We start from the raw sequence: 6154 nt of genomic DNA on the forward strand, positions 1-6154 counted from the left end.
GGGCATGCCGAGCCTAGGCGAGGCACCGAGTGGAGGGGCAAGAGCGTTTTGCTTACTTTTGCGCTCTATCAAAAGTGAGCCGCTGTAAGAGCGGAACCCATAGCAGCCATAACCCCAGCAACGGATATGCCCCCCAAAAAGCTGGCCCTACCCCACGCTGCGAGGCTTGCGAACCAACCGCAACCCCGCAATCACCACCGCAAACACCGCAAAGGTCGTGTTGTACAACGCCAACGCCGGCAACCCAAACACCAGCCCCAACACCGCCAACCCCCAACCCGCCCGGCCCGGCACAAAAAACGCCAGCACCGACGCAACCAGCGCCGCCCACCCCAACACCTTGAAGTGAATCATCAACCCCAGGTTCGAACGCAGCTGGCATTCCCACCGGCTGGCCTCGTCGACGCAGATTCCTACCCACTTGCCATCCTCCATAAACCCATACCGGGCGCCGTAACTGGCGGCCAGCCATAACGGCAGGGCAATAAGCAGCAGGATCACGGGCAAACGACGGGACATAGGGGCACTCCGATAGGCAAAAACGGCGCTCAGCTTAATCCCCCGGCGCCCGTTAGCAAGCAGTGCACGCAGATAAGTGTTCAACCAAGCGTCGCAAAGTGTATCTTCTGGCTACTATTACCCCGATTCCGACGTTATTTTCCGACTTTTAGTGCCGAGGGCTGGCACTTCGGTGGCAACGCGGTGGTCATAGCCTGCGAACTTCATTCAGCACGTTTCCTCTTAGGGATAAAGTCATGCTCCGTTCCTTGCGCTGCGCTGCCTTGCTGGGCAGCCTATTTTTGAGTGCGTCAGCACTGGCCGTCGATATCGACCAAGCCACCTATGGCTTCCCTTTGACGAACCCGTTCGAAGCGACCATCGCTACCACCCCGCCCGACCTTCGGCCCAAATTGCCGAGCGACGACGAGATCAACCAGTCCGATTACACCCTGACGATGCGCCCCGAGCGCGAGTTCAGCCTGCCCGACAACTTCTGGGCGGTGAAAAAACTCACCTACCGCATCGCCAAACAAGACCGCGCTGCGCCGCTGATCTTCCTGATCGCAGGCACCGGCGCACGGTTTGACAGCAGCATCAATGAATACCTGAAAAAGCTCTATTACCAGGCCGGTTACCACGTGGTGCAACTGTCGTCGCCGACCAGCTTCGACTTCATTGCCTCCGCCTCGCGCTTCGCCACCCCCGGCATCAGCCAGGAAGACGCCGAAGACATGTACCGCGTGATGCAAGCCGTGCGCGCGCAGAACGCTTCGTTGCCGGTCACCGACTTCTACCTCAGCGGCTACAGCCTCGGTGCACTGGACGCTGCATTCGTCGCCCACCTGGACGAAACCCGCCGCAGCTTCAACTTCAAGAAAGTGTTGCTGCTCAACCCGCCGGTCAACCTCTACACCTCGATCACCAACCTCGACAAGCTGGTACAGACCGAGGTCAAGGGCATCAACAACACCACCACCTTTTATGAGCTGGTACTGGCCAAGCTGACCCGCTACTTCCAGCAAAAGGGCTACATCGACCTCAACGACGCCCTGCTCTACGACTTCCAGAACTCCAAGCAGCACCTGACCAACGAACAGATGGCCATGCTGATCGGTACGTCGTTCCGCTTCTCGGCAGCCGACATCGCCTTCACCTCGGACCTGATCAACCGTCGTGGCCTGATCATTCCACCCAAGTACCCGATCACCGAAAGCACCAGCCTCACGCCGTTCCTCAAGCGTGCGCTGCAATGTGACTTCGACTGCTACCTCACCGAACAAGTGATCCCGATGTGGCGCGCGCGCACCGACGGCGGCAGCCTGCTGCAACTGGTCGACCAGGTCAGCCTGTATGCCCTCAAGGACTACCTGCACACCAGCCCGAAAATCGCGGTGATGCACAACGCCGATGACGTGATCCTCGGCCCGGGCGACCTCGGTTTCCTGCGTAAAACTTTCGGCGATCGCTTGACCGTCTACCCGCTGGGCGGCCACTGCGGCAACCTCAATTACCGCGTCAACGCCGACGCCATGCTGGAGTTCTTCCGTGGCTAAATATCTTCTGCTGCTCGCCGCGCTGATGTGCGCAGGCGTCGCCAATGCCGACAACAGCAAGGCTCATGAACCGGTCAAGGTCGATGCCGATGGCTTCAAAGAGCCGCTGACCAAGCTCAAGTTCAACCCGGGCTTGGACCAGCGCGAGTTCGAGCGTTCGTCGCTGACCGCGCTCAACGTCTACGACCCGCTGGAATCGTGGAACCGCCGCGTGTACCACTTCAACTACCGCTTCGACCAATGGGTGTTCCTGCCGGTGGTCGACGGATACCGCTACGTCACGCCGAGCTTTTTGCGCACCGGTGTGAGCAACTTCTTCAACAACCTGGGCGACGTGCCCAACCTGCTGAACAGCCTGCTGCAGCTCAAGGGCCACCGTTCGCTGGAAACCACCGGGCGCCTGCTGCTCAATACCACCATCGGTATTGCCGGCCTGTGGGACCCGGCCACCGCCATGGGCCTGCCGCGCCAGAGTGAAGACTTCGGCCAGACCCTGGGCTTCTACGGCGTGCCCGGCGGTGCTTACCTGGTATTGCCAGTCTTCGGCCCGTCGAACCTGCGCGACACCACCGGTTTGATCGTCGACTACGGTGCGGAAACCGAGATCAACTTCCTCAACGTGTCCAAGGTCAGCGAAAACCACCCGGAAATCTGGGCCCTGCGCGCCATCGACAAGCGTTACCAGACCAGCTTCCGCTACGGTCAGATGAACTCACCGTTCGAGTATGAAAAGGTGCGTTACATCTACACCGAATCGCGCAAGTTGCAGATCGCCGAATAAAGACAAGCCACACTAAAAAGGCCATTCAAGTGAATGGCCTTTTTTATTGCGTCAGTGTTGTCAATTCAACGTTGCAGGAAGCAGCGCAACGCATCGTATAAATGCTCGGAAAGTCGACCTGTAGAATTAATCTTGAACAGCCCTAACTTTTCACGCTGAGTGAAGGCGTCAGCGCCTCGCTCGACTTATATCTCCGGTGCCTGTAACCCTGCGCGCGAATGGCTGCCCTGCAAGCACCACTTCTGCCAGGTAAACCGCAACTGCAGCACCGCGGCCCTGGCCATTTCCCTCTCCGCCTGCGCCAACTGCACAGGCGCCTCAAGCGCTGCCAGCAGCCTCGCACTGGGTGCATCCAGTACAGAAGCATTCGCCACACCAGGCCCGCCCTGCCTGAGCGCCGCCGCCAACTGCCGTAAATAGCCATCGCGTTCAACAGCCATTGAGCCCTGGCTGCCCGATAGGCTCGCGCGCAATTCCAGCAACTCATCACCCAGGTCCAGCCCTAGCAAGCCATTGTCCCAATGGCTACGTCGGTCGGCGGGCAAGGTCTGGCTGTAGCGCGACAGGCGTATCAGGCGATCGGCCATACGGCCGCCAAACCAGCTTTCGGCTTGTTCCAAAGGACGGGTTGTCAGTTGCGCGAGGTCGAACAGCGAGGCCTTGAACATCCGCCGATAGTGGTGCTCGCCCGGGCTGAGCGGGATCAGTCGAAACACCACCACGGCAATGCCGACACCCACCAGCGTCGCGATAGCCTTATTGAGGAAGGCGGCGATGTCATAGGTCATCAGGTTGCTGGGCCCGACGTTATTGACGAAGAAGATGCAGAACGCCGAGGCGGTGGCCGCCAGCTTTACCCGGCTCATGCACAGCGAAGCGAAAAACAGCGGTACGCCCAGCGCCACGCACAACAGCGGGAACCCATCGAAACCGGGCAACAAGGCAAAGCGCACAAAACCCGCGACCGGGATCGACACCGCAATGCCTTTTAGAAAATTCACACTCGACGCAGAGGGGTTTTCCCTCGCGGCAAACAGGCTCAGTACCACACCACAAATCGACACCGCGCCCAACCCTGACGGCCAGGCGGTGAATATCCAGAACGCCGCGACGGCCAGAAAGGCCAAGGCACTGCGCAACCCGCCGAGTACGCCCTGCTCAATATCCCGATGCCAGGACAAGGCCCCCGGCGCACCGGGTGGCACCCTGCCCGCCTCGACTGCCGCCAGGGTCAACGCGCCCAGCTCAACCAAACGCAGGACCTGCGCCAACTGCACCAGGCAAAAGTGCGCCTCGGGGCTCAAACGTGGATCGTCCAGCGCCAGCCCGAGGCGCCGCGACAAATCAGGCAGTTGCTCATGCCGCTCCTGCTGCAACACGGCAACCACCTCATCCACCCATGGCGCCACGAGGGTCGTCTCATCCAGCATCATCCGTTGACGCGCCACACCGCGCGCGGCGCGCAACAGGCCAAGCAAATCGCGACTGAGCACCCGCAATGCCTGGGACCGGCGCCGCCCTTTGGGGCCCTCAAACCAGGCATGGTCGCGCTGCGCGTCCACCGCCACCAAACGGCCCAGCGCGTCCAGCAAACCCTTGCGCTGGTCAGCCCCCACTAGCTCCGACGCGGCTGCGCGCATTCCGGCCTGCCACGCGGCGCGACCTTGAACCGCCAGGGTCTGCTCAATATGGCGCGGCCATAAGAGTGTACTGGCGACCGTCGCGCAGATAATCCCCAGGCTGATTTCCTGGCACCGTGCCACCGCCTCATCAAACACACCCAGCGGCGCCACCGTCGCGGGCAACGCAATAATGGCGGTGGTGTAACCCGCCAGCACAAACCCGTAGGACGCATGATTGCGCAGCAGTGACGCCCCCGTGGTGCAGAACGCCAGCCACAGCGCCATGCTCAGCAGGAACAACAAGGGCGCCTGGCCGAACACGGCGATCATCACCACGGAGGCGACAGCGCCTACAAACGTGCCCAACAGCCGGTAGGCACCCTTGGCCAAGACCATGCCGCTGGTGGACTGACCGACGATAAACACCGTAGTCAGGGCCCATTGCGGCTGCTGCAAGTCGAAGCAAAAGGCCAGATACAGCGCGACGCCGCCAGCGATCATGTTGCGCAAGGCAAACAGCAGGTCGGGAAGCGAGGGCGCCAGCGTGGCCTGCCAGACCTCAGGGAGTTGAACGGTGGGAAGCTTCATTCGGCGAACACATAGATAGCAAGCTAATGATTAGTATCGTATCTATATTTCCGCCGAATGCCAATCTAGCGTTTCAGGGCGCCCCAGGCCTTGCCCGTCGCCGCCACCACTGCCAGCACCAACGCCCCGGCGATGATCCCGGCCACCGCATTCAACAGCGTCGGCATCAACCACGCCACGCCACCGGCACCCTGGCTGACCGTCTCTATCCAGTGATGCACCACTGGAATGCCATGGGTGAGGATGCCGCCGCCGACCATAAACATGGCGGCCGTGCCGATCACCGACAGGCTTTTCATCATGTAAGGCGCGGCGCGGAGAATCGCCCCACCGATACTGCGCGCCGCCTGGCCAGGCTTTTGGGTCAGCCACAGGCCCAAGTCATCCAGTTTGACGATACCCGCCACCAGCCCGTAAACGCCGATGGTCATGACAATGGCAATGCCCGACAGCACGATCACCTGCTGCATCAACGGCGCATCCGCCACGGTGCCGAGGGTGATGGCGATGATCTCGGCCGAGAGAATGAAGTCGGTGCGGATCGCGCCCTTGATCTTGTCCTTTTCAAACGCCACCAGGTCAGTCGCCGGGTCCGCCACCGCTTCGACCAGATGTACCTGCTCCTCGGTGCGTTTGTGCAAAAAGGTGTGCGCGAGCTTTTCAAAGCCCTCAAAACACAGATACGCGCCGCCGAACATCAACAACGGCGTCACCGCCCACGGCGCAAACGCACTGATCAACAACGCCGCCGGCACCAGGATCAACTTATTCAGAAACGAGCCCTTCGCCACCGCCCACACCACGGGAATCTCCCGCTCGGCGCGCACCCCGGAGACCTGCTGGGCATTGAGTGCCAAATCATCGCCCAACACCCCAGCGGTTTTCTTGGCGGCCATTTTGGTCATCAACGCCACATCGTCAAGGACGGCGGCGATGTCGTCGATCAGTACCAGTAAGCTGCTTCCTGCCATGATTCGGGCTTCCTGCATTTAAAGTGCCGCGAATATAACGCGACCGCTGCGAAGGAATATAGACACACGCACACCTGATTTTTGCCCTGCTTCTGCTTCAACCACTCAGGTCGGCTTTCAGGCCGCCGTGCTGTAGAT

Annotated in this window: 5 protein-coding genes; 2 read left to right on the forward strand and 3 right to left on the reverse strand. The window is 60.7% G+C overall.

The genetic code is table 11. The features are described from left to right. Positions 1-147: 147 nt before the first annotated feature. Positions 148-519, reverse strand: a complete 372-nt coding sequence (locus tag WBB95_RS27815; protein ID WP_424490491.1) for a hypothetical protein — start codon at positions 517-519, stop codon at positions 148-150. A gap of 236 nt (positions 520-755) precedes the next feature. On the opposite strand from WBB95_RS27815, the gene WBB95_RS27820 reads away from it, so the two are divergent. Beyond that, positions 756-2054, forward strand: coding sequence for a serine/threonine protein kinase (locus WBB95_RS27820; protein WP_424490492.1), 1299 nt, complete (start codon positions 756-758; stop codon positions 2052-2054). Beyond that, complete coding sequence (locus WBB95_RS27825) at positions 2047-2835, forward strand: MlaA family lipoprotein (protein WP_424490493.1); 789 nt, start codon at positions 2047-2049, stop codon at positions 2833-2835. Before WBB95_RS27820 ends, WBB95_RS27825 begins: the two co-directional genes overlap by 8 nt. Positions 2836-3020: 185 nt before the next feature. Here WBB95_RS27825 and WBB95_RS27830 read toward each other — a convergent pair whose 3' ends face one another. Beyond that, positions 3021-5045, reverse strand: a complete 2025-nt coding sequence (locus WBB95_RS27830; RefSeq protein WP_424490494.1) for an FUSC family protein — start codon at positions 5043-5045, stop codon at positions 3021-3023. Positions 5046-5110: 65 nt separating this feature from the next. Beyond that, positions 5111-6016 carry a DUF808 domain-containing protein gene (locus WBB95_RS27835; RefSeq protein WP_424490495.1) on the reverse strand — a complete coding sequence of 302 codons (906 nt, stop codon included), beginning with the start codon at positions 6014-6016 and terminating at the stop codon, positions 5111-5113. Positions 6017-6154 lie beyond the last annotated feature (138 nt).

It is taken from the genome of Pseudomonas sp. (assembly GCF_049645325.1).
Taxonomy (GTDB): Bacteria; Pseudomonadota; Gammaproteobacteria; order Pseudomonadales; family Pseudomonadaceae; genus Aquipseudomonas.

What these genes read in the sequence shown, in the direction of transcription:
- WBB95_RS27815 (WP_424490491.1), bottom strand. Translation starts at nt 519, where the DNA reads ATGTCCCGTCGTTTGCCCGTGATCCTGCTGCTTATTGCCCTGCCGTTA.
- WBB95_RS27820 (WP_424490492.1), top strand. Translation starts at nt 756, where the DNA reads ATGCTCCGTTCCTTGCGCTGCGCTGCCTTGCTGGGCAGCCTATTTTTG.
- WBB95_RS27830 (WP_424490494.1), bottom strand. Translation starts at nt 5,045, where the DNA reads ATGAAGCTTCCCACCGTTCAACTCCCTGAGGTCTGGCAGGCCACGCTG.
- WBB95_RS27835 (WP_424490495.1), bottom strand. Translation starts at nt 6,016, where the DNA reads ATGGCAGGAAGCAGCTTACTGGTACTGATCGACGACATCGCCGCCGTC.